24 protein-coding genes and 1 pseudogene are annotated in these 23,085 nt (G+C 43.1%); all 25 read right to left on the bottom strand.

The features are described from left to right. Positions 1-197 precede the first annotated feature (197 nt). A complete protein-coding gene (locus tag K4I03_RS08460; RefSeq protein WP_321573162.1) occupies positions 198-905 on the bottom strand; it encodes a hypothetical protein in 708 nt (235 codons plus the stop codon). Between the two features lie 69 nt (positions 906-974). Continuing rightward, on the bottom strand, positions 975-1,880 hold the full coding sequence (locus tag K4I03_RS08455) for a beta-carotene 15,15'-monooxygenase (RefSeq protein ID WP_227964655.1): 906 nt from the start codon (positions 1,878-1,880) through the stop codon (positions 975-977). Positions 1,881-2,049: 169 nt separating this feature from the next. Then, positions 2,050-2,721: pseudogene (locus K4I03_RS08450) on the bottom strand (hypothetical protein). Between the two features lie 90 nt (positions 2,722-2,811). Then, positions 2,812-3,573, bottom strand: coding sequence for a hypothetical protein (locus tag K4I03_RS08445; RefSeq protein WP_227964653.1), 762 nt, complete (start codon positions 3,571-3,573; stop codon positions 2,812-2,814). Between the two features lie 369 nt (positions 3,574-3,942). Further along, on the bottom strand, positions 3,943-4,659 hold the full coding sequence (locus K4I03_RS08440; protein ID WP_002900725.1) for a hypothetical protein: 717 nt from the start codon (positions 4,657-4,659) through the stop codon (positions 3,943-3,945). A gap of 66 nt (positions 4,660-4,725) precedes the next feature. Next, on the bottom strand, positions 4,726-5,475 hold the full coding sequence (locus K4I03_RS08435; RefSeq protein WP_227964826.1) for a hypothetical protein: 750 nt from the start codon (positions 5,473-5,475) through the stop codon (positions 4,726-4,728). Positions 5,476-5,563: 88 nt separating this feature from the next. After that, positions 5,564-6,121 carry a hypothetical protein gene (locus K4I03_RS08430; RefSeq protein WP_227964650.1) on the bottom strand — a complete coding sequence of 186 codons (558 nt, stop codon included), beginning with the start codon at positions 6,119-6,121 and terminating at the stop codon, positions 5,564-5,566. Positions 6,122-6,257: 136 nt separating this feature from the next. Next, complete coding sequence (locus K4I03_RS08425; RefSeq protein ID WP_227964647.1) at positions 6,258-8,153, bottom strand: ABC-F family ATP-binding cassette domain-containing protein; 1,896 nt, start codon at positions 8,151-8,153, stop codon at positions 6,258-6,260. A 99-nt stretch (positions 8,154-8,252) separates the two neighbouring features. Further along, the gene (locus K4I03_RS08420) at positions 8,253-8,618 is read right to left on the bottom strand and encodes a hypothetical protein (protein WP_227964645.1); all 366 of its coding nucleotides are present in this window, start codon (positions 8,616-8,618) and stop codon (positions 8,253-8,255) included. A 4-nt stretch (positions 8,619-8,622) separates the two neighbouring features. Next, entirely contained in the window at positions 8,623-9,342 is a 720-nt protein-coding gene (locus tag K4I03_RS08415; protein ID WP_002902711.1) for a matrixin family metalloprotease, read from the bottom strand. A 177-nt stretch (positions 9,343-9,519) separates the two neighbouring features. After that, on the bottom strand, positions 9,520-10,380 hold the full coding sequence (locus K4I03_RS08410) for a DNA/RNA non-specific endonuclease (RefSeq protein ID WP_002900735.1): 861 nt from the start codon (positions 10,378-10,380) through the stop codon (positions 9,520-9,522). A gap of 60 nt (positions 10,381-10,440) precedes the next feature. Then, complete coding sequence (locus tag K4I03_RS08405) at positions 10,441-10,623, bottom strand: DNA-directed RNA polymerase subunit beta (RefSeq protein WP_227964643.1); 183 nt, start codon at positions 10,621-10,623, stop codon at positions 10,441-10,443. Next, positions 10,616-11,896, bottom strand: coding sequence for a UDP-N-acetylglucosamine 1-carboxyvinyltransferase (murA, locus tag K4I03_RS08400; protein ID WP_002900738.1), 1,281 nt, complete (start codon positions 11,894-11,896; stop codon positions 10,616-10,618). The genes K4I03_RS08405 and murA overlap by 8 nt, the downstream gene beginning before the upstream one ends. Positions 11,897-11,963: 67 nt before the next feature. Beyond that, positions 11,964-12,194 carry a DUF1146 family protein gene (locus K4I03_RS08395; protein WP_002895990.1) on the bottom strand — a complete coding sequence of 77 codons (231 nt, stop codon included), beginning with the start codon at positions 12,192-12,194 and terminating at the stop codon, positions 11,964-11,966. A 173-nt stretch (positions 12,195-12,367) separates the two neighbouring features. After that, positions 12,368-12,790, bottom strand: a complete 423-nt coding sequence (locus K4I03_RS08390; RefSeq protein ID WP_002900740.1) for a F0F1 ATP synthase subunit epsilon — start codon at positions 12,788-12,790, stop codon at positions 12,368-12,370. A 7-nt stretch (positions 12,791-12,797) separates the two neighbouring features. Continuing rightward, a complete protein-coding gene (gene atpD, locus K4I03_RS08385; RefSeq protein ID WP_002897903.1) occupies positions 12,798-14,204 on the bottom strand; it encodes a F0F1 ATP synthase subunit beta in 1,407 nt (468 codons plus the stop codon). A 38-nt stretch (positions 14,205-14,242) separates the two neighbouring features. Beyond that, positions 14,243-15,124, bottom strand: coding sequence for a F0F1 ATP synthase subunit gamma (locus K4I03_RS08380; RefSeq protein WP_002895995.1), 882 nt, complete (start codon positions 15,122-15,124; stop codon positions 14,243-14,245). Positions 15,125-15,139: 15 nt separating this feature from the next. Beyond that, positions 15,140-16,645 carry a F0F1 ATP synthase subunit alpha gene (gene atpA / locus K4I03_RS08375; protein WP_002895997.1) on the bottom strand — a complete coding sequence of 502 codons (1,506 nt, stop codon included), beginning with the start codon at positions 16,643-16,645 and terminating at the stop codon, positions 15,140-15,142. A gap of 15 nt (positions 16,646-16,660) precedes the next feature. After that, positions 16,661-17,197, bottom strand: a complete 537-nt coding sequence (locus K4I03_RS08370; RefSeq protein ID WP_223314598.1) for a F0F1 ATP synthase subunit delta — start codon at positions 17,195-17,197, stop codon at positions 16,661-16,663. Beyond that, positions 17,197-17,691, bottom strand: coding sequence for a F0F1 ATP synthase subunit B (gene atpF, locus K4I03_RS08365; RefSeq protein ID WP_227964642.1), 495 nt, complete (start codon positions 17,689-17,691; stop codon positions 17,197-17,199). The genes K4I03_RS08370 and atpF overlap by 1 nt, the downstream gene beginning before the upstream one ends. An 18-nt stretch (positions 17,692-17,709) precedes the next feature. Further along, on the bottom strand, positions 17,710-18,426 hold the full coding sequence (gene atpB, locus K4I03_RS08360; protein WP_227964640.1) for a F0F1 ATP synthase subunit A: 717 nt from the start codon (positions 18,424-18,426) through the stop codon (positions 17,710-17,712). Between the two features lie 35 nt (positions 18,427-18,461). Next, positions 18,462-18,662 carry a F0F1 ATP synthase subunit C gene (locus K4I03_RS08355; RefSeq protein ID WP_227964638.1) on the bottom strand — a complete coding sequence of 67 codons (201 nt, stop codon included), beginning with the start codon at positions 18,660-18,662 and terminating at the stop codon, positions 18,462-18,464. Positions 18,663-18,926: 264 nt separating this feature from the next. Continuing rightward, entirely contained in the window at positions 18,927-19,868 is a 942-nt protein-coding gene (manA, locus tag K4I03_RS08350) for a mannose-6-phosphate isomerase, class I (RefSeq protein ID WP_227964637.1), read from the bottom strand. A 125-nt stretch (positions 19,869-19,993) separates the two neighbouring features. Further along, positions 19,994-20,494: a phosphatase PAP2 family protein gene (locus K4I03_RS08345; protein ID WP_227964635.1), complete on the bottom strand. Its 501-nt coding sequence runs from the start codon at positions 20,492-20,494 to the stop codon at positions 19,994-19,996. 141 nt (positions 20,495-20,635) lie between these two features. Then, positions 20,636-23,032 carry a glycogen/starch/alpha-glucan phosphorylase gene (locus K4I03_RS08340; protein ID WP_227964632.1) on the bottom strand — a complete coding sequence of 799 codons (2,397 nt, stop codon included), beginning with the start codon at positions 23,030-23,032 and terminating at the stop codon, positions 20,636-20,638. Positions 23,033-23,085: the final 53 nt, after the last annotated feature.

The following is a 23,085-nucleotide window of genomic DNA, read 5'->3' as shown; positions in this document are numbered from 1 at the left end:
GTGTCGCACCTAGTGATTGAAAATAGTTCTTGTTTAATTCTTCTGGTCCTAAAACTATATTTTTTCACTCATTTTCTACCTCAAAAAATTTAGTCTCTGTGTCTCTGAAAGCCGTTTGTTAGTCAAGTATAGTTACTAACATTGTATGGATAAGTCTAGACTGGTTTATGGTAATCGAACGAATTGATAACATGGGGTTATAATTTCCTATTTTCATTTTCTAATTCATCATTTAATTCATTTATAATTTTATTATTTATAACAGTCTTAACGACTCCATTCCATATAATATTTGGAATCAAAGAAAGTAATATAGCAAGCACAACTAATTTTATTATAAACTCTATAATTGTACTTGGCATAAAATAAAACCAATAAACAAAAGGAATAACTGCAAAGACAATAAACAACACTACTAAAATGTTTGCAAGATAAGGTGTTTTTATCTGTTTCAAAACATCATTATGTTTTAAAGTTATATCGTGTATAACTTCAAAATATTCTTTCTGGACAGTACTACTAGGAGCTTCAATCAAAGGATAAGTATTTCTAATTGAAACCATCCATAATTCAAAAAGTATAAACAACCAAATTCCTAAGATTATCGGTAACAGAAAAGAAAAAAGACCAAACTCTTTTTGAGGAACAATGTAATTATCAGAATAACCAGCGATAAAAGCCATAATCGGGACAATCAAAAATGGCGAAGACATCCAAGTTAATCTGCCAATTTTCTTAGCTATGTTTTGGTGATTCCCTATGCTTTCCTTATCGAGCCTTCTCCAAATAATATCTCCAGATAAAAGATAGTACTCTGCAGCTAAACCTGTTCCTTTTAAATTAGTTCCCATGCCATTATCAACAGCAAATAATAATCTTATCTTTTTCACAATGGACATCTCCATATTAGCTTTTTAGACTTAATATTTCGATCTAGTTCTTTATTTACATCACTTCCTAAAAGTAATAATTTTTTACTCATTTTCTTCTCCATTTTCTTGTGTTGTTTCTTCTTCTAGCATGCCGCTTTTGACCAGCTTTTTATAATATCGTTTGCTATACCATTCTCGGTCTGAAATCTTTAAGTAGGATTTATACTCTTCTGGGTACTTGTGGATATAATAGGCTTGAAAAATATGCACATTCATCATAAAAGCTATAAAATAACCGCTAATGACAAACCAAACCACCAAAAATAATCCAAAAATATAAAAATACCAAAGGACCGGAAGTTGATTCATTAGATGATAGACCAGTGATACCGGAAAGAGAACTACCATCGTTCCGACTGTAATCATCATCACTTTCTTAAGAATTGACTTTTCTTCTTCATCGTTCAGTCTCCTTTTCAGATTCTGGATACTATTCATAATAATACAGAAAAAGAGAATAATTCCCAACACAAGCTGAAACCAGAATCCCACCACTGTATAAGAGTCGTAAGCTACCGCGCTGGCAAAGTATAACCCTGATATAAAAGCACAAATTGACATTGAAAAATAAAAAGGAAAGTAAGTCCAAAGCTGACTGTTCAAGCGTTTCTTGGGCCAAAAAACAGGGATAGAAGCAAAAAGGAAAGTTAGATAGAAAACTATACTGATTGGTCGCATTATTTGCCCAATTGTGTGAAACAAAGAAACTGATTGATGAGAAAGATAGTGTACTTCTCCACTTTGACCTACACTACTTGGTAAAGCAATTAATAGAAAGTAAACCATAATTCCAAAAAAGATAAATATGCAAAACACGACCGTAAACAGCCGATTGAGCATCCCCATATGAATAGGATTTGGCATACCGGCGGTTAATGCAAACTTTCCGTTTGTTACGATTTTCTTACTTCGTTCAAAGTCTGCACCGAAAATACTGACTTTTTTCATTTTTAATCTCCAAATTTCATCTGGCAGAAAGTTTCATAGCCTTGAGAATCTTCCATTTGAGGATAGACAACAAATTGTGTCACAAAACAGCAACTGTCGCAACAACTACTCCTCGCTTCGCTAAAGATATAGCACTTACCTTCTGCGATTCGACTGTTTTACCTAACACTTAGTTACAAGTTTCGCTCTCTGTTTCTTTCTTAAAACATACCTTCCCTTGACTGTATAGATCCATAATCTTTACAAAACGAACTGGATTGTTTTGGTTATAAAACAAAAAGGGTATATAGAACATAAATCCAGCTATCCAAAAATCGTAATTGGTCTCAATAGGCTGACCAAACTTTTGAGTATAGCCGTAAAAAACACATACTAAATATATAACAGCAGCAATTATTATGTAGCGAGCAATTCGATAGATTGTTGAAGATGATTTAGCTGGGTCAAAATTCTCGTCACCCACCATCAAATTATGGGAAGCCGCATAATAAAACACCTTCTCTGTTGTCGGCTAAGCCTTGCGAACATTTTTATAAAGCCCTCGCTCAAGAATAGCGACCATTAACAGAAACTCAGCCAACCAAAATAGCAGGATATAGGTCAAACTGGTCCAATTATAGACACCAATGGACAAGGCTGAAAAGAATCCGAAGACCGCAGGTCCACCTGCCATCAAGAGAATCACCAATTCAGGAATATAGGCATTAGTCTTACGCGCTCCTTCCGTATTGAGCAGGAAACTTTTGGGAGCTGCTAAAGCCTCTCTAGTCTGCTGGTCATAATAGACCGCCTGACCATCACACTCGCCAATAAATACTCGACGACGTCTAAGAAAAAACATTCTAACCTCTTTCCAATTAGTTATTGAAGTTCTGTTACCAAACTTTATAATCTCTACTGCTTCACTCACTTTTATTTAATTTCAAATCAGCTAAGCTCCAGCTTTATAATCATGTAGCTCTTTTGTCAAAATAGCTCCATCCGGTCCGACGCTCACTTCTAGATAGACACCTGGATCGTCATCAGATCTACATATCACACTAATTTTCCCCTCCTCAAACTGTTGTGATAATTTCAAGATTCTAACAAAGTAATTTTGATTGAACGCAACAAAAGCAATTCCCAACAAAAGACCTGCAAATATAATCTTAAAAATTTCACCTCCAATCGGTTGCCCCAACAAGTCTTTAAAGCGGGAAATAAAATCATATACATAGTAGAAACCTACTGCAGGAATAGTAAATAAGAGTGCATTAAAATATAAAAAAGCACCTTTACTAAAACCTTTTTCCGTCTTTTCCTCCTCGTCTTGATTTTCGTCATCCGGATAAATCATAGTAGTCAGACAAACTGTTTGAGTAGTCACTTGAGCTATATTGACATTTCTATACAAGGCTCGTTCTACAAGGAGAGTGACAAAAGCAAACTCTGCTATCCAGATAAGAATAACACTCCAAAAAGTAGTCATGCTATAAGTTCCTTGTAAAAATAGACTAAAGAAGGAAGAAATGCCACTTCCGCTAGCTATAAAGAGAACAACTAAGAGAGGAATATGTCGATTCATCTTATTTGACTTCTCTGTATCTAATAGTTTACTCTTTGGCGCTTCTAAAACTTCGTGGGTCTTACGATCATAATAAATTGCTTTGTCATAATATTGATTCAAATAAAAACGACGTCTTCTAAAAAACATTCTAGCCTCTTTCTATTTTCTTTATTCTATTTCCTTTTTGACGCGATGATTTCTGTACCGTTCAACTGCCTTCAACCATCGAATCATATTATTTTGCCATAGCAATAGAACTGCGACAGCTGGCAAAATCCCCATCACGCTTAAATTGAATATCTCACTGCCGATGGGTGTTCCCATCATCTTCAAAACGAGCATGGTGAAGATAGAAATCGGGCCCACCAAGCCCATGATAGCCATAAAAACTGTGAAAATCCAAGCGAATCACGAAGAACTATAGATTGTTTCTTCATTGACTCCATCCAATTTAATTACACTATTGATCAATCGGTCTATAATGATTGGCCAGTTAACGGCCACTTTTTTGTACAATCACAACTCTTCATATTCTGGATGCTTTCGGATATAGATGGCTGCGTAAACGGCATCCACGATAACCGCAGGAAACGTTAATGTGATTAACATCCCCAAGAAAAGACCGAAGATTCTCTCAACATAGCCTGTCATCACGGCTATGAACAGCAGTATAATTCCAATAACTCCCAAAATGTTGAAAAGCCATTCTTTTTTCTTACTATTCACCTTATAGGTCTCCCATTGGTTAATCTTCCAAATTTTCCCTTGATTTTGAGGGAGGTAATACCAGGCGTAAATCAAGGTCATCCCAAGGAATAAGAGCAAGATGGGAATGAGATAAAACAAGGTGAAACTGGAATCATTGACCGTTCGTGCACTAATAGAATCCTCGCCCGAGGTAAACATCAATAGGCCAATAAAGGTGAAGCTGACGACTATTGTCCAAGCTACCAAGCCGATTAAGATGTAGGTCAGAGATTTAAAGCGATTCACCAAAGAGTTAAAAAGGCCAAAGATAATACTAAATCCATTAATCAGAATACAAGAAAGAAATAAAACCTTGATAATACCAATCCTATCTTCGTAGCTACCCGCAAAATATAAAAATGCCGTAATCGGTAGCATGATCCAAGGAAAAAATTTAATATAGCCTAAACTAACCTCATTTGTAATCAAAGGGCCGTGGTAGCGTTCTTCGATCACTACTTTCTTTTTCTTTGAAGCTTTTGACATGAACTCCCTCTCCTTATCTGGTCAGATTGATTTTATACAAGAAAACTATTTTCCACTCTCTACCTTCTACTTCAAAACTTGGTTTTCATCTTTCTGTAGTTCGGTGATGATAGGTTCTTGATCTGTTCCCATCCTCACTTCTAGATAGACATCTGGATCGTCATCAGCTCTACATATCACATTAAGTTTTCCAGCACGGAATAAATCCAATATATCAAAACTCTTGGGAAGATTGTTCTGATTATATAATACGAAAGAAATACCTAATAAAAGTCCAGTTGCAATAATTTTAAAGATTTCTCCTCCAATAGGATTACCTAACAAGTCTTGATAATTAAAAATAAAATCATAGGCATAGAAGAATCCAACCAAGGGTACTAGAAAAATTAAACATCTTATCAAGCGTGTAGCATTGCGGCTATCTTTTTCACTCATCTCCATCTCTGCCTCCACTTCCTTGGCTTCGTCTGACTTTTCCATAATCACCCGACAAACCGTTTGAGAGGTAACTTCTGCTCTATTGACATTTCGGTACAAGGCGCGTTCTACGAGGATAGTAATAAAGGCAAACTCTGCTATCCAAATAAGAATAACACTCCAAAAAGTTGTCATGGTATATGTTCCATGTAAGAACAATCTAAAGAAAGAAATTAGGCCTCCTCCACTAGACAAAAATAGGACAACTAAGAGAGGTATATGTCGGTTCATCTCGCTTGACTTCTCTGTATCTAATAGTTTACTCTTTGGCGCCTCTAAAAGTTCGTGAGTCTTACGATCAAAATAAATTGCTTTATCACCATATTGATTAAAATACATACGACGTCTTCTAAAAAACATTCTAGCCTCTTTCTACTTAACTATATACTTCCTATTACCAAATCTCTGGATTGAAAACCAGGAAGACTCATTTTGCGTTTGCAATATAAGCCAATTTCTCAATTCTATCATGAAGGTCTTCTACATTCAAATTTTCTCGAAGGTATTCACAGAGCACTCCATTTTCATAAAACATTTGCTCTGAAAGCTGACCTTTTGGTTCATTAGGGCACTGAATCATAACAATGCTGAAAACACCACCAGGACCAGAATTTTCAATTGAATTCCCCTCAAAATGATAGGTGAAAGCCCGAAAATGAGAACCATTGTAGTTACCTGAAATTACATAGGCAACTTTTACTAGATTTCCACGACCAAATGGATAATGACTAAAATTAGCGTATTTTGCTACATAAGGATTCTGAAAAAGTTTCAGTGTCAGGTCATTACTTGTTTTTTGCTTAGAGTAATCTCTGTAATAATCGTTACCTTGTGCTTTGTCAAATTGATAGCCGTGCTCGGAAGCGAAGGCTTGGTATACTTTATTCTTTTTGGCGGAATGACTAATCGCCCAATAAACTATCCAACCTACGAAAGCAAAAATTGCTAGCATTAAGACAATAAAAATTATTACAAAATCCATCATTTTCTCCTATTTTTCTTAAATAAAACGATTCAGTCATCAAAATCTTTAGTAATACGATAACTGAACCACATTAAATATCAATTTAATTTTTCCTGTAAGCTCTGTCAAGCTCATTTCTCACAGAAACTGCATACTCCTACACCTTCTCCGCCAGTTCTTCCCACTCTAGCATGGCTTCTTCTTGGGCGGCGGTCAGCTGGTCGATTTGCTGCTGGCTCTCCATGAGTTCGGCGGCGTCATTAGTGGCCTCCATGGCTTCCTGAAGCTGACTGATCTGACTATCCAAATCCTCGATTTGCGCTTCCAATTGCTCTAGGCGGCGGGCCAGCCGGCGCTGTTCTTTCTGGTTTTCCTTTTGGATTTGATAGTCATTGGCAGGGACAGGCTTGTCAGAATCAACCTGCTCCATCTCCTCACGCAAGGCTTCCTGCTCTGCCTTTTTCTCCAGATAGTAGTCATAATCACCCAGATAAAGGGTAGAGCCTGTCTCAGAGAGCTCGATAATCTGGGTGGCCACGCGATTGATAAAGTAACGGTCATGGCTGACAAAGAGCAGGGTGCCGTCAAAGTCAATCAGGGCATTTTCCAGCACTTCCTTGCTGTCAATGTCCAGGTGGTTGGTCGGCTCGTCCAGAATGAGGAAGTTGTTGTTTTCCATAGACAGCTTGGCTAGGAGCAAACGTGCCCGCTCTCCACCCGATAGCATGCCGACAGACTTCTTGACATCGTCTCCCGAGAAGAGGAAAGCGCCTAATCGATTGCGAATCTCGACCTCTGGTGTCAGCTTGAAGTCATTCCATAGCTCATCGAGAACCGTATTGCTGGCAGTCAGTTTGCTCTGGGTCTGGTCATAGTAGCCCACTTCCACATTAGCTCCCAGCTGCTCCTTGCCTCTGATGAAAGGAACTTGACCGATTAGTGATTTAATCAAGGTCGTCTTTCCAATCCCATTCGGACCGACAATAGCTATCGCATTGAACTTGCGAATATCAAGGTTAACCGGCTCCGACAGGACTTCCTCGCCGTAGCCAATAGCTGCATCTTCCAAGGTCAGAACAACATTGCCCGAAACCTTATCGGATTTGAAGGTCATATTAGCCGAGCGACTGCTGGTCTCCGGCCTGTCCAAACGCTCCATCTTTTCCAGCTGCTTACGACGGGACTGAGCCCGCTTGGTAGTGGAAGCCCGAACTAGATTGCGATTGACAAAGTCCTCCAGCGCAGCGATTTCTTTCTGTTGCTTTTCGTAGTTCTTGGCTTCAGTGGCTAGCTTCTGCTCCTTTTGGACCACAAAGTTAGAGTAATTGCCCACATAGCGATCCAAGGAATGCTTGGTCAAATCCAGCGTCATGGTCGCAACCTTGTCTAGGAAATAACGGTCGTGGCTGACGATGATCAGGGCACCGCTGTAGTTGACTAAGTAAGTCTCTAGCCAGGCAATGGTCTCGATATCCAAATGGTTGGTCGGCTCGTCCAGGACCAGCAGTTCTGGCTTTTCCAAAAGCATCTTAGCCAGAGACAGACGGGTATTCTGCCCGCCTGACAGTTCAGAAATCTTCATCTGCCACATGGACTGGTCAAACTTGAAGCCATTCAAAATAGCTCGAATATCGGCCTCGTAGGTAAAACCACCTTTCTGGCGAAAATCCTCTGAAAGCTGGTCATACTGGGTCATGAGTGCAGTCAGGGCTTCCCCCGACAATTCTCCCATTTGCAGCTCCATCTGCCGCAAGCGCTTCTCTTGCTGGCGCAGACTATTAAAGACCAGCAGCATCTCGTCATAGATAGTATTCTCCGACTCAAAGCGGCTGTCCTGAGCCAGATAGGACAGAGACAGGTCTCGTTTTTTATTGATCTGACCAGAAGTAGGCTCTTCCTCACCCACCAAAATCTTGAGCAGGGTTGACTTCCCAGCTCCATTTTTACCGACGAGGGCAATCCGGTCACCCTCATCCACCTGCAGGTTAATATTGTCAAAAAGAAGCTCCCCTGCAAAAGAGCGCTCAATCTTGCTTGCTTGTAAAATAATCATAAGACCATTATAGCAGATTTCCAGAAGCACAGCTATCAGAATTCAAGAGAAAGCGAACTCAGCTCTCCAAAAGAAAAAAGACAGTCATATCAGACTGCCTTACATAAAACTATTGAGAATAGATTGATTCTGCAAAATCAGATAAATTCCCAGCAGAATCAGAACCACAAAGACAGCAAATTTAATCATTCCCTTAATCAGACGAATAACCAAAAGGATAATCATGGACCCGACTAGCCACATAAAGGCGGAATTGTGAAAAAATCCCTGAACTGCCTCAATATTCTGGCCGAAGAAGAGCTGAATGGGCGCTGGAACATGATTTTCCCAAGCCGCTGTCACTCCTAGCTGGTTAGCAATCTCATTACCGCTTTTCCATAGCCAGACAAAGATTCCTGAGTTAAAAACAAAGAGAAAAACTTGCTCTGGAAAGTGTCGAATCAAATAAAAAATAGATTTTAACATAGGCTTACGATTGATACAAGTCTTTTACAGCCTGGATATCTGTCGGCTGGATACTGTAAAATGAGCCTGCTGACTGCATCACTGATTCCTCCTCATTATGGTCTAATCCGATAGCATGGCCCAATTCGTGCGCCGCTGTATTGACAATCCGCTCATGAGAATAAGCATAGCGACTGTCTAGCAGGTAGTAACTATTAAGGCGAACTGTGACATGGGTAAACCGCTTGGTTAGGAGATTAGTCTGCGACTCAGCTTCACCAGCTGCACTGACATTGCCATCGTTCATCTCCGTCGCAACAATGTCCGCCTTGTCTTTGTCATTGATGATTTGAAAGGTGAAGGCACCTGTTTGATTCCAAGAATCAATGGCCTCCTTATAGGCTGAACGGAAGGTTTCATTATTTGTATCGATATAAATTGTAGCGCTTGGCTGATCCCAACGAGCCCCTGTTGTTGCATGCTCATCTGTCAGCTGATCCGTCTGCGTCTCCTCACTGCTGTGAAGCCCCGTGGAAATGCCTTGGTGATTTAAAAATTGATCCACTCTGCCAACAGCCGTCTGAACAGCCTGCGTCAGTCCCTCTGTACCCGGTTTTGTCGAAGTGGTAAAATAGAAAATTCCGACAATAACCATAAAGCTCAGGACAAAGGACCAGGCAAGTCCCCAAACCACGCGCCCAATCAAACGCATGAGAAACCGGATGCATTTAAAAATAAGTCCCATCGCAACCTCCTTTACTAGATTGTAAGAGAACGTTGATTTTACCACCGCTTTCTTAAAAAAGACTGAAAAATTAGCCTTCTTTCTATCTATTATTATAAAAGAAAATGACTACAAATCTGCAACCATTTCTTTTCATACTATTGAATACTCTTTGCAAATCTATTTTTGAGTATAAAATTAAGAACCCGTCTCCTGACTGACCTTGCCACTATTATAGTCCAAACGAATCCCTTTTTGCACATTCGGAATAAAGACATTGAATTCTAGACTGCCATCGCTGGACTTGGCCTCTAAATGTGACCCAACCGGTACTAAATCAGTCTCCGTGGCATAAATCAAGGTTACCCGGTAGCGCACCCGCTTGTTCTTATCCAGGGCCTTACGGATCTTTGTCTCATAGTAATTCTGCCCTGTCGAATCCGCTTCATTGGCTTGGTTGGACCAGGCCGTCTGCACAGCGATATTGGCAGGATTGCTAGTAGAAGCATCAAAGCCCTTCAAACCACCGATCAGCGAATAGGCCAAGAGATGTCCGCGGTCCACAGCGTGATTGTACTCACCAGGGAGGTTCTTGAGTTGATGCCAGCCTGCCGGTACCCATGAAGTGTTGGCATTTCTAGTTTCTTCCCGTTTTTTGTACTGGCGGGTAGACTTGGATAAAAAGGCATTCGCCACTGTCGGAAGGGTTTGCCCTTGTACAAGCTTGGTCTTATTGTCAGCGTAGGGCTTACTAGAAATCCCCGCATCCAAGTCTGTCTTATTCCCATTCACGATAAAGGCACCAGCTCCATTCCATTCAATGCTGCCTTTAAGCTGAGCTCGGACAGCATCCGTCAGAACGCTCTCAGCCAGTTCCCGACTAGGGGTGCCCTGATCTTGAACTTGCCCAACTCTGATTTCTGAATTTGGACTCTGAAGTGGCTGCTGACCATCCTGTCCCCAGAAATAGCCAGCCAGCGCCAAAATCAAGGCTAGAGTCAGCCCAGCCCAGCCTTGCAGGCTCTTAGAATTCCTTTTCTGACTAGTCTTTCTTTTCATCTTCTTTCTCTCAACTTAGCAAACTGGATTCACATTTCAGCCAGTCTTTTCGACTAGGAGCTAGTTTCCAGTAAACTTCCCGATTAATTCTTGCCAGGTTTCTGGTGAAAAAACTGAGCCCTTACCGTTTCCGATAATGTTATAGCCAATCATCAAAGCCACAAAAAAGAGAATCACGTCTACCAGGAGAACCAACAGAACAAGGCCAATCTGCCGGCCTAAATATTTAAGATTTTCACTCATCGTCTTCTTCCTTTACACGCTTCACTTTGGCTCCCAAGGCTGCCAATTTTTCATGGAATTTATAGTAGCCTCGGTCTAAGTGTACCAGTTTGCTGACCTTGGTCTCGCCTTCAGCAATCAAGCCCATCAAAATCAAAGTCGCACTGGCCCGAAGGTCAGTTGACATGACTTCAGCTCCCTGAAGACTGCCACCACCCCAGATGCGAGCTGTATCACGCATGATATCAGAGTGCAACCCCATCCGACGCATTTCCTCTAGATGCTGGAAGCGGTTCTCAAAAACAGTCTCAATCATCGTAGACTCTCCCTTGGCCATGGCCATGAGCGCCGTAAACTGAGCCTGCATGTCGGTAGGGAAACCCGGATAAGGAAGGGTCTTGACCGAAACCGGTCTGAGCTTGGAAACATCGGAACGAATCCGAATCCCTTCATCTTCCTCTGTCACTTCCACTCCCATTTCCTGCATTTTGGAAAGCAGGGGACGATTGTGCTCCCAAATGGCATCCTCAATCAGCAAGTCACCGCTGGTCATAGCTGCAGCAACCATAAAAGTTCCTGCTTCGATACGGTCTTGAACCACATTATGCTTGGCCCCTCGCAGCTGGTCCACTCCGACAATAGCCAGAGTCTCTGTACCCGCTCCTCTGACCTTGGCTCCCATTTCATTTAAAAAGAGGGCTAGGTCAACGATTTCAGGCTCCCGAGCAGCATTTTCAATCACTGTGGTGCCTTGAGCCAGCGTTGCAGCCATCATGATGTTTTGCGTTGCTCCCACACTAGGAAAGTCCATGTATATGTGAGCTCCCTTGAGCCGCTCTGCCTTTGCTTCGATATAACCCGCTGTTTGGGTAATCTGAGCGCCCATGGCTTCTAAGCCCTTCAGGTGCAAGTCAATAGGTCGGCTGCCAATCGTACAGCCGCCTGGCATGGAAACCTTAGCATGACCATTACGAGCTAGGACTGGCCCCAAAACAACGATAGACGCCCGCATTTTGCTGACATATTTGTAAGGCGCCTCCTCAGACAAAGGCTGGGTGGCATCCACAACAACTGTATTTTCTTCCTGATTAAAATCCACCTGAGTGTTTAAACCGCGGACCACATTGTTCATGGTAAAGACATCAGACAAGACCGGAACATTTTTCAGCACAGACTGGCCCTCGCTAGCCAAGACTGTCGCTGCTAAGAGAGGCAGGACCGCATTTTTTGCTCCTTCAATCTTGACCTTTCCGACCAAGCGATTATCTCCACCTTGAATAATAATTTTTTCCATACCGATTCCTTACTCTAAATTTTTAAAATCATCCATACTATCATACCATAAAATCAAAAATATGACCTTATAAAGTACCATTAAAAATCGCCCGGCTCATATCGTAAATACCAATGAAGAAAAGGCTGACTAAATAGCCCAAGGCAATGCTAAACAAGAGAATCAAAAAGCGAATTTTCATCGCATTATCGGCATTAACCTTGAAAAATCTCTCCCACTCAACAACCGTTGACAGCAGATGAAAGGCAAAGAAAATAAAGAGCAAATGACTGCATAATTTAAAAACAACTTCTACCATAACTTTTATTATACCACAAGACTCCAGTCAGGGACGAACTAAATAGTCCCCCCTTTTTCTTTGGAAAAGAAAACTGAGACAGTTCTGCCTCAGTTTTGCGTATTCAGTTTGTATTCATGAAAGCATATTACCAGATGATGAACTACTTCCATCAATCTAGGCAAAATGGCTTCTTATAATCTTGTTCCGACATTGATCCGGTTGATCGCCCGTTGCAGGGCAATCTTAGCCCGGCGTTCTTGGTCAATCAAATGCTTATCATGTGCTTCTTCGATTTCTTGCTCAGCTCGGAGCTTAGCCCGCTCAGCCCGACTAATGTCGATATCTCGCTCACGCTCAGCTGAATCCGCCACAATGGTAATGACATTATCTGCAATTTCAATGATTCCGCCATTAACCGCAATCCAGTCGATATGCTTGTCATCATCAATCCGGCGCACCTTGACCTGATCCACTTCTAAAACAGCGATGGTATTGATGTGGCGGGGCAAAATCCCCAGCTCACCATCAATGGTCTTTACGGAAACAAATGCAGCATGGTGATCATAAATAAGACCATCCGGTGTCACGATTTGTACTGTCATTTGAGCCATCATTCACCTCTTAGAATCCCATTTTCTCAGCCTTGGCCAATACATCCTCGATGGAGCCCACACCACGGAAAGCGTCTTCTGGCAGCTTATCGTGCTTACCTTCAAGGATTTCCTTGAAACCACGAACCGTTTCAGCTACTGGTACATAAGAACCTGGCTGACCGGTAAATTGCTCCGCCACATTGAAGTTCTGTGACAGGAAGAACTGAATCCGCCGCGCACGTGCAACCAAAGTCTTCTCATCGTCAGACAACTCATCCATACCAAGGATAGCAATGATATCCTGCAATTCATGATAACGTTGCAAGACCCGCTTAACCTCTGCTGCCACTGCATAGTGCTCTTCTCCGACAATCTCTGGTGAAAGGGCACGAGAGCTGGAAGCCAGTGGATCCACGGCTGGATAAATCCCTAACTGAACCAATTTCCGTTCTAGGTTGGTCGTAGAGTCTAAGTGAGCAAAAGCTGTCGCTGGCGCAGGGTCAGTATAGTCATCCGCTGGCACATAAATAGCCTGGATGGAAGTAACGGAACCTTTCTTGGTCGATGTGATCCTTTCTTGTAACTGTCCCATTTCCGTCGCAAGTGTCGGTTGGTAACCAACGGCTGACGGCATGCGGCCCAAAAGGGCAGACACTTCCGAACCAGCCTGCGTAAAGCGGAAGATGTTGTCAATAAAGAGCAACACATCCTGACCTTCCACATCACGGAAATATTCCGCGATAGTCAGTCCGGTAAGAGCAACCCGCATCCGAGCTCCTGGCGGTTCATTCATCTGACCAAAGACCATAGCGGTCTTTTCGATAACGCCAGACTCTTTCATTTCCCAGTAGAGGTCATTCCCTTCACGCGTCCGTTCACCAACACCCGTAAAGACAGAAATCCCCCCGTGTTCTTGGGCAATATTGTGGATCAATTCCTGAATCAGGACAGTCTTCCCAACTCCGGCACCACCAAAGAGACCAACTTTCCCACCTTTCAGATAAGGAGCTAGAAGGTCGATAACCTTGATCCCTGTTTCCAAGATTTCTGATGAAGTCGATAGTTCATCAAAGGTCGGTGCCTTCTTATGAATCGGCTGGCGCTCTGCATCAGCAGGAAATGGCGCATCCAAATCAATAGTATCTCCTAGGACATTGAAGACCCGACCCAGAGTTTCCTTGCCGACCGGAACAGAAATCGGACGACCAGTATCCAAAACCTCCAAACCACGCGTCAAACCATCGGTCGACTCCATGGCAATGGTCCGCACCACACCGTCACCAAGCTCAAGAGCTACTTCAAGGACGATTTTTGATTTTTTCTCATCATTTTTATAGACTACAAGTGCATTATTTATCTCAGGTAGTTTGTCTCCAGCAGCAAACGCAACGTCTACGACTGGCCCGATAACCTGAGCAATTTTGCCTGAGCTCATGTTTTTTCCCTCGTTTAATTTCTAATTCATTTGTGGCCTTATTCTAGGGCACTTGCACCCGCCACGATTTCAGTAATTTCCTGCGTAATGGCAGCCTGCCGAGCGCGGTTGTACTGAATAGTCAAATCACTGATGACCTTTTTAGCATTGTCTGTCGCTGTCTGCATAGCAGTCATGCCGGCAGCATTCTCAGCCGTCTTGGCATCAATAATGGCACCGTAAATCATGCTCTCCGCAAACTGGGGCAGCAGTTGATCCAAGATAGAATCCCGACTGGATTCCAGTTCCAGATTCAGCGTATAATCTTCATCAGCTTCATTGGGATCCAAGTCAATGATTGGCAGCATCTGCTCCACCCGCATCTGACTAGTCAGACTGTTGACATGGTGATTATAGCAGACATAGAGCTCATCGAAGAGTTCATTCTGATACATCTCAATGGTTTTGCTAATGATTTTACGAACCTCATCAAAGCTAGGCTGGTCGGCTAGACCACGCAGTTCATAAACTGGCTGAATGCCCCGAGCTCGGAAGAAATCCGCACCGACGCTTCCGATACAGATGACTTCAAAGTCCTCTCCAGTCGGATGGTACTCAGCTTTCAGCTCCATCAAAGCCTTGAGAATGGTTGCGTTATAACCTCCTACCAGACCGCGGTCAGAAGTAATGACGATATAGGCTGATTTCTTAACTGGCCGACTGATTAACATCGAGTGATGACGGGCATTTTCTGCCTCGTGGCCATGCAGCATATCCGTAACTAACTTACGCACTTTCTGGGCATAGACCTGAAAGTTCTTAGCTGCTTCCTCAGACTTTCCCAGCTTAGCAGCAGAAACCATCTGCATGGCATTGGTGATTTGACTGGTGTTTTTCGTGGATGCAATTTTATTTTTAATATCATTTAATGAAACTGCCATCTGACACCTCTATTCTTATTTGAAGCTAGACTGGTCAATAAACTCAGTAATGGCAGCATCCAAGACTTCTTCGCTTGGAAGATCTTTCGTTGTCCGAATGGTTTCATAAATGCTTTCTTGATGTGCATCAAAGTAGGCAAATAGTTCTGACTCAAAGCGCAGAATATCGTCTACTGGCACACTGTCTAAGAAACCATGGGTCAAAGCATAGAGAATCACGACCTGCTTTTCAACCGGCAGCGGCTCATGAATCGGCTGTTTCAAGACTTCTACAGTCCTGCGTCCACGATTGAGTTTGGCCTGCGTTGCTGCATCCAAATCACTACCAAACTTAGTAAAGGCCTCCAGCTCCCGATAAGAAGCCAGGTCGATACGCAGGGTTCCAGCTACTTTCTTCATAGCTTTGATTTGGGCAGAGCCCCCAACCCGTGATACAGAAGAACCTGCATCAATGGCCGGACGTACCCCAGCATTGAACAGGCTGTCGCTGAGGAAAATTTGTCCATCAGTGATTGAAATCACGTTGGTCGCGATATAAGCCGAAATGTCTCCTGCCTGCGTTTCAATAAATGGCAGAGCTGTAATCGAACCACCGCCTAGCTCATCAGAAACCTTGGCTGAACGCTCCAAGAGACGGCTATGCAGATAGAAAACATCCCCTGGAAAGGCCTCACGGCCTGGCGGACGACGGAGCAAGAGGGACAATTCACGGTAGGCTACAGCCTGCTTAGACAAGTCATCATAGACAATCAAAACATGCTTGCCATTATACATGAACTCTTCTGCCATCGCTACACCAGCATAAGGCGCTAGGAAGAGCAAAGGCGACGGCTGTGAAGCAGAGGCTGTCACGACAATCGTATAGTCTAAAGCACCATACTGACGCAACGTTTCTACCTGTGTACGGACTGTAGATTCTTTCTGACCAATCGCCACATAGATACAAATCATATCCTGACCTTTCTGGTTCAGGATGGCATCAATGGCAATGGTCGTCTTCCCAGTCTGACGGTCCCCGATAATCAGCTCCCGCTGGCCGCGGCCAATCGGAACCAAGGCATCAATAGCCTTGAGACCTGTCTGCAAAGGCTCAGATACTGACTTACGCTGCATGACACCCGGAGCCGGTGTTTCAACCGGACGTGTCTTGTCCGTGACAATGTCACCAAGTCCATCAACAGGACGACCCAGCGGATCAACAACCCGTCCAATCAAGGCCTCTCCCACAGGAACTTCCATGATTTTACCAGTCCGGCGAATGGTATCTCCCTCACGAATGTCTGTAAAGTCTCCCAAGATGATAATCCCAACATCAGTTGACTCTAGATTTTGCGCCATACCATAAGAGCCATTTTCAAAGATTAAGAGCTCTCCGCTCATAGCCTTATCCAGACCATGAGCACGCGCGATTCCATCACCAATATAAGTGACGACCCCTGTTTCTGTGACGTCAAAATTTGGCTGGAAATTTTCAATTTGTTGCTTAATTAAAGCGCTGATTTCTTGTGCGTTAATCGCCAAAATTCACACCACTTTCTATTTCAATTTTTCTTTTACGACTTGCAATTGACGTTTTATACTTGCATCAATTGTTTTGTTATTGGCAGAGATGACAAAACCGCCAATCAAGCTGCTGTCCAATTCTTCCTTGAGCGAGCGGACTTTTAGGCCCATCTTCTGCTCAATAATTGGTCGAATCTTTTCCTTCTGACCGGCTGTCAAAGGCTGAACAGAGCGCAGTGTCACCTCAAACTCATTGCTGATCTTTTCAAGCTGGTGCTGACTCTCCAGCACAATCTCATAAAAGAGGTCCTCACGATGATTGAGAATGACGATTTCAATCAGATTATCAAGCAGCTGGGAGCCTGAGTTTTGAAAGAGCCGCAGACTCTTTTCTTTCTCGTGGTCACTGATGCCGATATGTGACAAAAAGTCAGCAAGGCCGGTCTCCGCGAAAACAGCCTTAATCTGACTCAGTTTTTCAAAAACATCTTCTTGCTGACCTTTTTCAAAGACCGTCTGAACAAAAGGCAAAGCATATTTCTCAATGATTGCATATTGCTTCTTATCCATCAGGCATCTCCTAACTGTTTGATATAGCGGTCAATGAGCTCGCTCTGAGCTTCCTTGTCCAGCTCCTGACTCAAAATCTTACTAGCCAGAGTTACTGTCAAGTCAGCTACTTCTCCTTTGATGCTGCTCATAGCCTCTGCCTTGTTTTGGGCAATTTCCTGATTGGCTTTAGCCTTCAAGCGCCCTGCTTCTTCTGCTGCATTAGCTAGGATTCCAGCCTTGTTCTTCTCAGCTGTTTCTTTAGCTGTTTCAACAATAGTAGCAGCTTCTTCACGGCTTCCTGCCAAGGCTTCTTCACGCTTTTGCGCCAAGGCTTCAGCTTTCTGACGGGCAGCTTCTGCACCATCAATATCGTCTGAAATCTTTTGAGCACGCTGATCTAAAATCCCGATAATATTGCCCCAAGCAAACTTCTTAATGAGAAATACTAAAAGAAGAAAGGAGCCAGCAATCAGGATAAAGTTGCCAATAATTTCACCTACGGTTATATTCATTTTATCTATCCTTTCTTTTTATTCTTCCTCACCATTAATTTTCTTACCAAGATACATAGATGTTAGCATGGTAAAAACATAGGCTTGGATACAGGAAATAAAGATGGAAAAACCAGTCCAAACCATGTTCATAATAAAGGCAACCGGATACCAATAAGCAGCTTGATTTGCTAACATTAACAATAAACTAGCCAATGCTTCACCCGCAAAAATATTCCCATAAATCCGCAAGGCTAGGGAAGCAAAGTTTGTAAACTCTTCCAAGATATTCATGGGTGTCATGATACCCGGAGTCACAAAACCTTTTAGATATCCTTTTATCCCTTGACGTCGGACTCCTTCGACATGACAGAAAATCGTCACCAAAAGAGAGAAACCTAAGTCAAAAGCCAGATTGGCTGTCGGCGATGTCCAGAGATTGAAACCATTGGTTGTCTGAACCTTAGCCATTAATCCCAAGTTATTCGCCACAGCTACGAAAAGAAAGAGGGAGAATAGAAAGAGCGAATAATTCTTCATATAGTGCTCGCCAATATTTCCCTTGGTAAAATCCATGACAAAGTCATAGATATATTCCAAAGCATTCTGCTTTCGTGACGGCTTAATGGTCATCTTTCGACTTGCCCAATAAACAAAGCCAAAGGTTACAAACACCGTCAGCAGGGTCATAGCTAGCAGGGTCAAATCAAAGGTCACAGGACCCATATTGATAGTCGGATTGACACTTTCTTCCAACAGATGACACCCCCTTTTCTAAAGTGAATTCTTTCTTACTTGATAAAAAAAGCCATAGCCATTGTTACAAAGAAGGTTCCTTCAACGAATGCAATTCCTAAGAGCAAAAAAACTCTCAACTGATTGATAATTTCTGGCTGACGAGCTGCTGCCTTAAATAGATTACTCATAATCATACCTTCAGCAATTGATACGCCCAAGCAGGCCAAACAAAGTCCTAAATATGTTAAATTCATGATGACTTCTCCTTTATATTTTAAAATTTACTTCCTTAGTTTACTCCTAAAATATCGAATAGTCAATCTTTTGCCACCATTGTAAGCGTTTTTTATTTCATTCTTTTGATTTACAAATTTTCCTGTCAAAACAATTGAATTATTATTGATATACAAACTATTCTGCTATATAAATAAGAAGAAAGTGATTAAAATTTCACTTATTTCATATATTTTTTAAAGAAAAAAGAGCAAAGTGATTATTTGCTCTTGATTTTCCTATAGTTATGGATGGCTGACAATCAGCTGCAAATCTCCAGCTAAGGTCCATTCTGTGACATCGCTAGGCAGGATGAAATGCTCCCCTTTTTCAAGAGGATAAACTGCCCCACCAACTTCTAGCTCACCGACACCTTCCAAGACACTGACCAAGCTATAGTCTGCTGTCTTTTTAAAATTGACTGAACCGACGATATCCCACTTGTAAACAGCAAAGAAGTCATTGGCCACCAAAAGAGTAGAAGTCAAACTATCTGCCTGAATGGTAACAGGACGGCTATTGGCTAGCTCACCGATAGTTAAAACATCAATCGACTGCTCCAAATGCAGCTCACGAAGATTACCAGCATCGTCCTTGCGATCAAAGTCATAGACACGGTAGGTCGTGTCACTGGACTGCTGAGTCTCCAAAATCAAAATCCCTGAGCCAATGGCATGCATGGTGCCACTTGGTACATAGAAGAAGTCACCAGCCTTGACTGGAATTTTGGTCAGAAGATGGTCCCAGTCCTTGCTCTCAATCTGCTGGCGCAGCTCTTCCTTGCTCTTGGCATTGTGACCATAAATAATCTCTGCTCCTTCGTCTGCAGCAATGACATACCAGCATTCAGTCTTACCAAGCTCCCCTTCGTGCTCTAGTCCATAGGCATCATCAGGATGGACCTGAACACTAAGCCAGTCATTAGCATCTAAAATCTTGGTCAAAAGTGGAAAGACTGGCTCCAGACGATTGCCAAAAAGCTCACGGTGCTCGGCATAGAGAACATCTAACTTCTGGCCTGCAAAGCGTCCATTCTTAACGGTTGACACACCATTAGGATGAGCCGAAATAGCCCAGTACTCTCCTACATGGTCGCTGGGAATCTCATAGCCAAAGACATCGCGCAGCTTGGTACCGCCCCAAATCTTCTCCTGCATCACAGACTGTAGAAATAATGGTTCTGACATAGTAGACTCCTTAAATATTTTTTACATCCAGCAAGGAATAACCCTTGGTGTCGAAACGGTTGTTACTGCTTCTATTATAATATAGCTGGAGGTCCTTTGTCTACTCTCTTCCGAAAACAGGTCCTTTATAATAAAAAAAGTATAGCTCCCCAGCAAATGCCGCAAAGATAGCCTACCAGCACATCCTTTGGATAGTGCACTCCGCCAATCACGCGCACTACGGCCAGCCCTGCTGAAAGCAAGAGGCAGAGGAGTCCCGGCAGCCAGAAAAAGTAGAGCAGGCACATGGAAATCACTGTCGCCGAAAAGACATGGCGGCTGGGCATAGACTTACCTGATGTATCCTTGGCCAGCAAGGGTTGAATAGCCCATTTTTCGTAAGGGCGTGCTTGATTCAGTCGTTTACGAATAGCCGACAGCAGACCAAATCCGATAGCTGGTAAGAAGAAAAAAGTAAGCAACCCTTTCCAGCCTTCCGTCAGAAAGGCACTGATTAGAACGAGACCATAAACGATAGGTATGAAGAGGGTCATTCCCCGATTGAAGTAAACCAACCCTTTCAGCCACTGAGGGCGACTGCGAAAGGGAGTCGTTAATTGTTGATAAAAAATCGTGTAGTCTTTCATGCTTGCTTACCTGCTTTTCTAAAAGTTGGACTCTCATACTTTCTCTACTATAGCATATTTTTAGACAAGATGGTAGATAGATAGCAAAAGAGACTGAGACCCAAGCCCCAATCTCTTATTGTTCATGTTTTCTCAGGAGTATTATTTCTCCAAGTTCCAGATTTCCTTGGCATATTGCTCAATGGTATCATCTGAGGTAAACTTATCGGAAGTAGCAATGTTAATCAAACTCATGCGTGCCCATTTTTCTTTGTCACGATAGAGAGCATCAATCTTCTCTTGAGCTTCTACATAGGCATGGAAATCTTCCAAGAGGAAATATTCATCATTGTGGGTGATGAGGGCTTCGTAGATTTCAGAGCCTTCTTCACGGACGTTTGGAATGGTGCCATTGACAAAGGTATCGACCACTCGGCGAATGTCTGGATTGCTTTCATAGACACCGCGTGAGTAGTAATCGTGGCGGGCATAATGCTCGTAAACTTGGTCCTTGTCCATCCCGAAGATGACAATGTTGTCGTCACCCACCTCGTCCTTGATTTCGATATTGGCTCCATCCAGAGTAGCCAGGGTAATGGCACCTGTCATCATAAACTTCATATTGGAAGTACCAGAAGCTTCCTTGGAAGCCAGAGAAATCTGCTCTGATACATCTGCCGCAGGAATGATGAGCTCAGCCAGGCTGACCCGGTAGTTTTCTAGGAAAACAACCTTGAGTTTACCTTGCAGACTTTCATCCTTGTTGACCAGATTAGCCACTTCATTGATCAGCTTAATGACCGACTTGGCAAAGTGGTAGCCTGGAGCAGCCTTGGCACCGAAGATAAAGACGCGCGGTACCATATCCTTGTCAGGATTGTCCTTGAGGTCCCAGTAAAGCTTGATGATATGAAGCAGGTTGAGCAGCTGACGCTTGTAAGCATGGAGCCGTTTCACCTGCACATCAAAGATGGCTTCTGTAGAAACTTCCACTCCTGTTGATTCCTTGATGAAGTCAGCCAGACGAGCCTTGGCTTCTTGCTTCACTCGGTAGAAATCGCCCAGCACTTGCTGATTGTCCTTGAATTCCAAAAGCTTGCGCAGCTCATGAATATCACTTCTCCAGCCCTTACCAATCAGTTTATCAATCTCAGCCGACAGAGGCTGGTCCGCAATTTGCAGCCAGCGGCGCTGGATAATGCCATTGGTCTTGTTGTTAAACTTCTCTGGGTAAATACTGTAGAAATCACGCAAAGTGTCTTCTTTGAGCAATTCTGTGTGGAGTTTGGCAACACCATTGATTGAATGACCACCGATGATAGCCAAGTGAGCCATGTGGATTTGATTGTCCTTGACGATCCGAGTGTTTTCGATGACTTGCGGATCAAGGCTGAGTCCAGCCATTTCAGCCACATAGCGGTTGTCAATTTCTAGGATAATCTGATAAACCCGCGGCAGGACATTCTTAAAGAGCTCTGCATCCCATTTTTCCAAGGCTTCAGACAGAATGGTATGGTTAGTGTAGCTCATGGTTTTAACTGTAGCATTCCAAGCATCTGCCCATTCCAAATCGTACTCATCCATCAAGAGACGCATAAATTCAGCCGGTGCGACAGCTGGGTGGGTATCGTTGATATGGACAGAGACCTTCTCATGAATATCCTTGAGCGGGCGACCTTGCTTAAGGTAGGATTTGATAATGGTCTGCAGACCTGCACTGGTCATAAAGTATTCCTGAATCAAGCGCAGCTCTTTTCCTTCGTAGCTAGAATCGTCTGGATAGAGAATGGCAGTGATATCTTGCACCCGGCGACGAGCCTCAATGGTCGGATAGTCCAGTTCATGCTCCTCTGGAATTTCAACATCCCAAAGCCGGAGATTGTTGACATTATCATTGCCAAAGCCAATCTGCGGCACATCGTAAGGAACAGCACGCAAGGTTTTGGAATTCTCATAAAGTGGCACGATCCGGCCCTTTTCATTGGCATGGAGGGAAACATTTCCGAAGATTTTAACATCAACAATATCATGGTCCTTACGGGTCTCCCAGACATTGCCTAGACTGCCAAACCAAGCATCAGGAATTTCTACCTGATAGCCATCTACGATGCGTTGCTTAAAGAGGCCATAGCGATAGCGAATCCCATTTCCAAATCCTGGATAGCCAGTGGTTGCCAGCGAGTCCATGAAGGCAGCCGCTAAGCGGCCCAGACCACCATTCCCCAAGGCCATATCGTACTCAGCATTCTTAACATCCTCAAAGTCAACGCCCAAATCGGCAAAGCCTTCCTTGACCGTATCGAGGATTCCTAAGTTGAGCAAATTGGTTTCCAGCATACGACCTGGAAGAAACTCGATAGAAAAGTAATAAGCTGTCTTTTGCTGCTGCTCAATCAACTGATTGCGACGCTCCAGCCACAGGGGCGTGATATACTTGCGGATGGTGCTGGCTAAAGCCTGAAAAAGCTCCACTGAAGTCGCATCAGCAACCTTAATCAGCTGTCTTTCATGTAGAATATCCTTAAAATCTCGAATAAAACGTTCTTTTGTTAGTTCCATAGTGGATGGTTATCTCCCTTTCTTAATAGCGGGAAGCAGATTTAAACGTAGAA

The sequence above is a fragment of the Streptococcus sanguinis genome (genome assembly GCF_020729725.1).
In the GTDB taxonomy this organism is placed as follows: domain Bacteria; phylum Bacillota; class Bacilli; order Lactobacillales; family Streptococcaceae; genus Streptococcus; species Streptococcus sanguinis_V.
The sequence above is the reverse complement of the archived record's forward strand: the minus strand, read 5'-3'. Positions and strand labels throughout refer to the sequence as shown.

Coding starts and splice junctions, on each gene's coding strand:
- K4I03_RS08415 (WP_002902711.1), bottom strand. CDS start 9,342: ATGGGACTTATTTTTAAATGCATCCGGTTTCTCATGCGTTTGATTGGG.
- K4I03_RS08445 (WP_227964653.1), bottom strand. CDS start 3,573: ATGTTTTTTAGAAGACGTCGTTTTTATTTGAATCAATATTATGACAAA.
- K4I03_RS08390 (WP_002900740.1), bottom strand. CDS start 12,790: ATGATGGCTCAAATGACAGTACAAATCGTGACACCGGATGGTCTTATT.
- K4I03_RS08395 (WP_002895990.1), bottom strand. CDS start 12,194: ATGGTAGAAGTTGTTTTTAAATTATGCAGTCATTTGCTCTTTATTTTC.
- K4I03_RS08340 (WP_227964632.1), bottom strand. CDS start 23,032: ATGGAACTAACAAAAGAACGTTTTATTCGAGATTTTAAGGATATTCTA.
- K4I03_RS08425 (WP_227964647.1), bottom strand. CDS start 8,153: ATGATTATTTTACAAGCAAGCAAGATTGAGCGCTCTTTTGCAGGGGAG.
- K4I03_RS08410 (WP_002900735.1), bottom strand. CDS start 10,380: ATGAAAAGAAAGACTAGTCAGAAAAGGAATTCTAAGAGCCTGCAAGGC.
- K4I03_RS08430 (WP_227964650.1), bottom strand. CDS start 6,121: ATGATGGATTTTGTAATAATTTTTATTGTCTTAATGCTAGCAATTTTT.
- K4I03_RS08455 (WP_227964655.1), bottom strand. CDS start 1,880: ATGAAAAAAGTCAGTATTTTCGGTGCAGACTTTGAACGAAGTAAGAAA.
- atpD (WP_002897903.1), bottom strand. CDS start 14,204: ATGAGCTCAGGCAAAATTGCTCAGGTTATCGGGCCAGTCGTAGACGTT.
- K4I03_RS08345 (WP_227964635.1), bottom strand. CDS start 20,494: ATGAAAGACTACACGATTTTTTATCAACAATTAACGACTCCCTTTCGC.
- murA (WP_002900738.1), bottom strand. CDS start 11,896: ATGGAAAAAATTATTATTCAAGGTGGAGATAATCGCTTGGTCGGAAAG.
- K4I03_RS08355 (WP_227964638.1), bottom strand. CDS start 18,662: ATGAATTTAACATATTTAGGACTTTGTTTGGCCTGCTTGGGCGTATCA.
- K4I03_RS08460 (WP_321573162.1), bottom strand. CDS start 905: ATGGAGATGTCCATTGTGAAAAAGATAAGATTATTATTTGCTGTTGAT.
- K4I03_RS08405 (WP_227964643.1), bottom strand. CDS start 10,623: ATGAGTGAAAATCTTAAATATTTAGGCCGGCAGATTGGCCTTGTTCTG.
- K4I03_RS08380 (WP_002895995.1), bottom strand. CDS start 15,124: ATGGCAGTTTCATTAAATGATATTAAAAATAAAATTGCATCCACGAAA.
- K4I03_RS08435 (WP_227964826.1), bottom strand. CDS start 5,475: ATGTATTTTAATCAATATGGTGATAAAGCAATTTATTTTGATCGTAAG.
- atpF (WP_227964642.1), bottom strand. CDS start 17,691: ATGAATATAACCGTAGGTGAAATTATTGGCAACTTTATCCTGATTGCT.
- K4I03_RS08370 (WP_223314598.1), bottom strand. CDS start 17,197: ATGGATAAGAAGCAATATGCAATCATTGAGAAATATGCTTTGCCTTTT.
- K4I03_RS08420 (WP_227964645.1), bottom strand. CDS start 8,618: ATGTTAAAATCTATTTTTTATTTGATTCGACACTTTCCAGAGCAAGTT.
- manA (WP_227964637.1), bottom strand. CDS start 19,868: ATGTCAGAACCATTATTTCTACAGTCTGTGATGCAGGAGAAGATTTGG.
- K4I03_RS08440 (WP_002900725.1), bottom strand. CDS start 4,659: ATGTCAAAAGCTTCAAAGAAAAAGAAAGTAGTGATCGAAGAACGCTAC.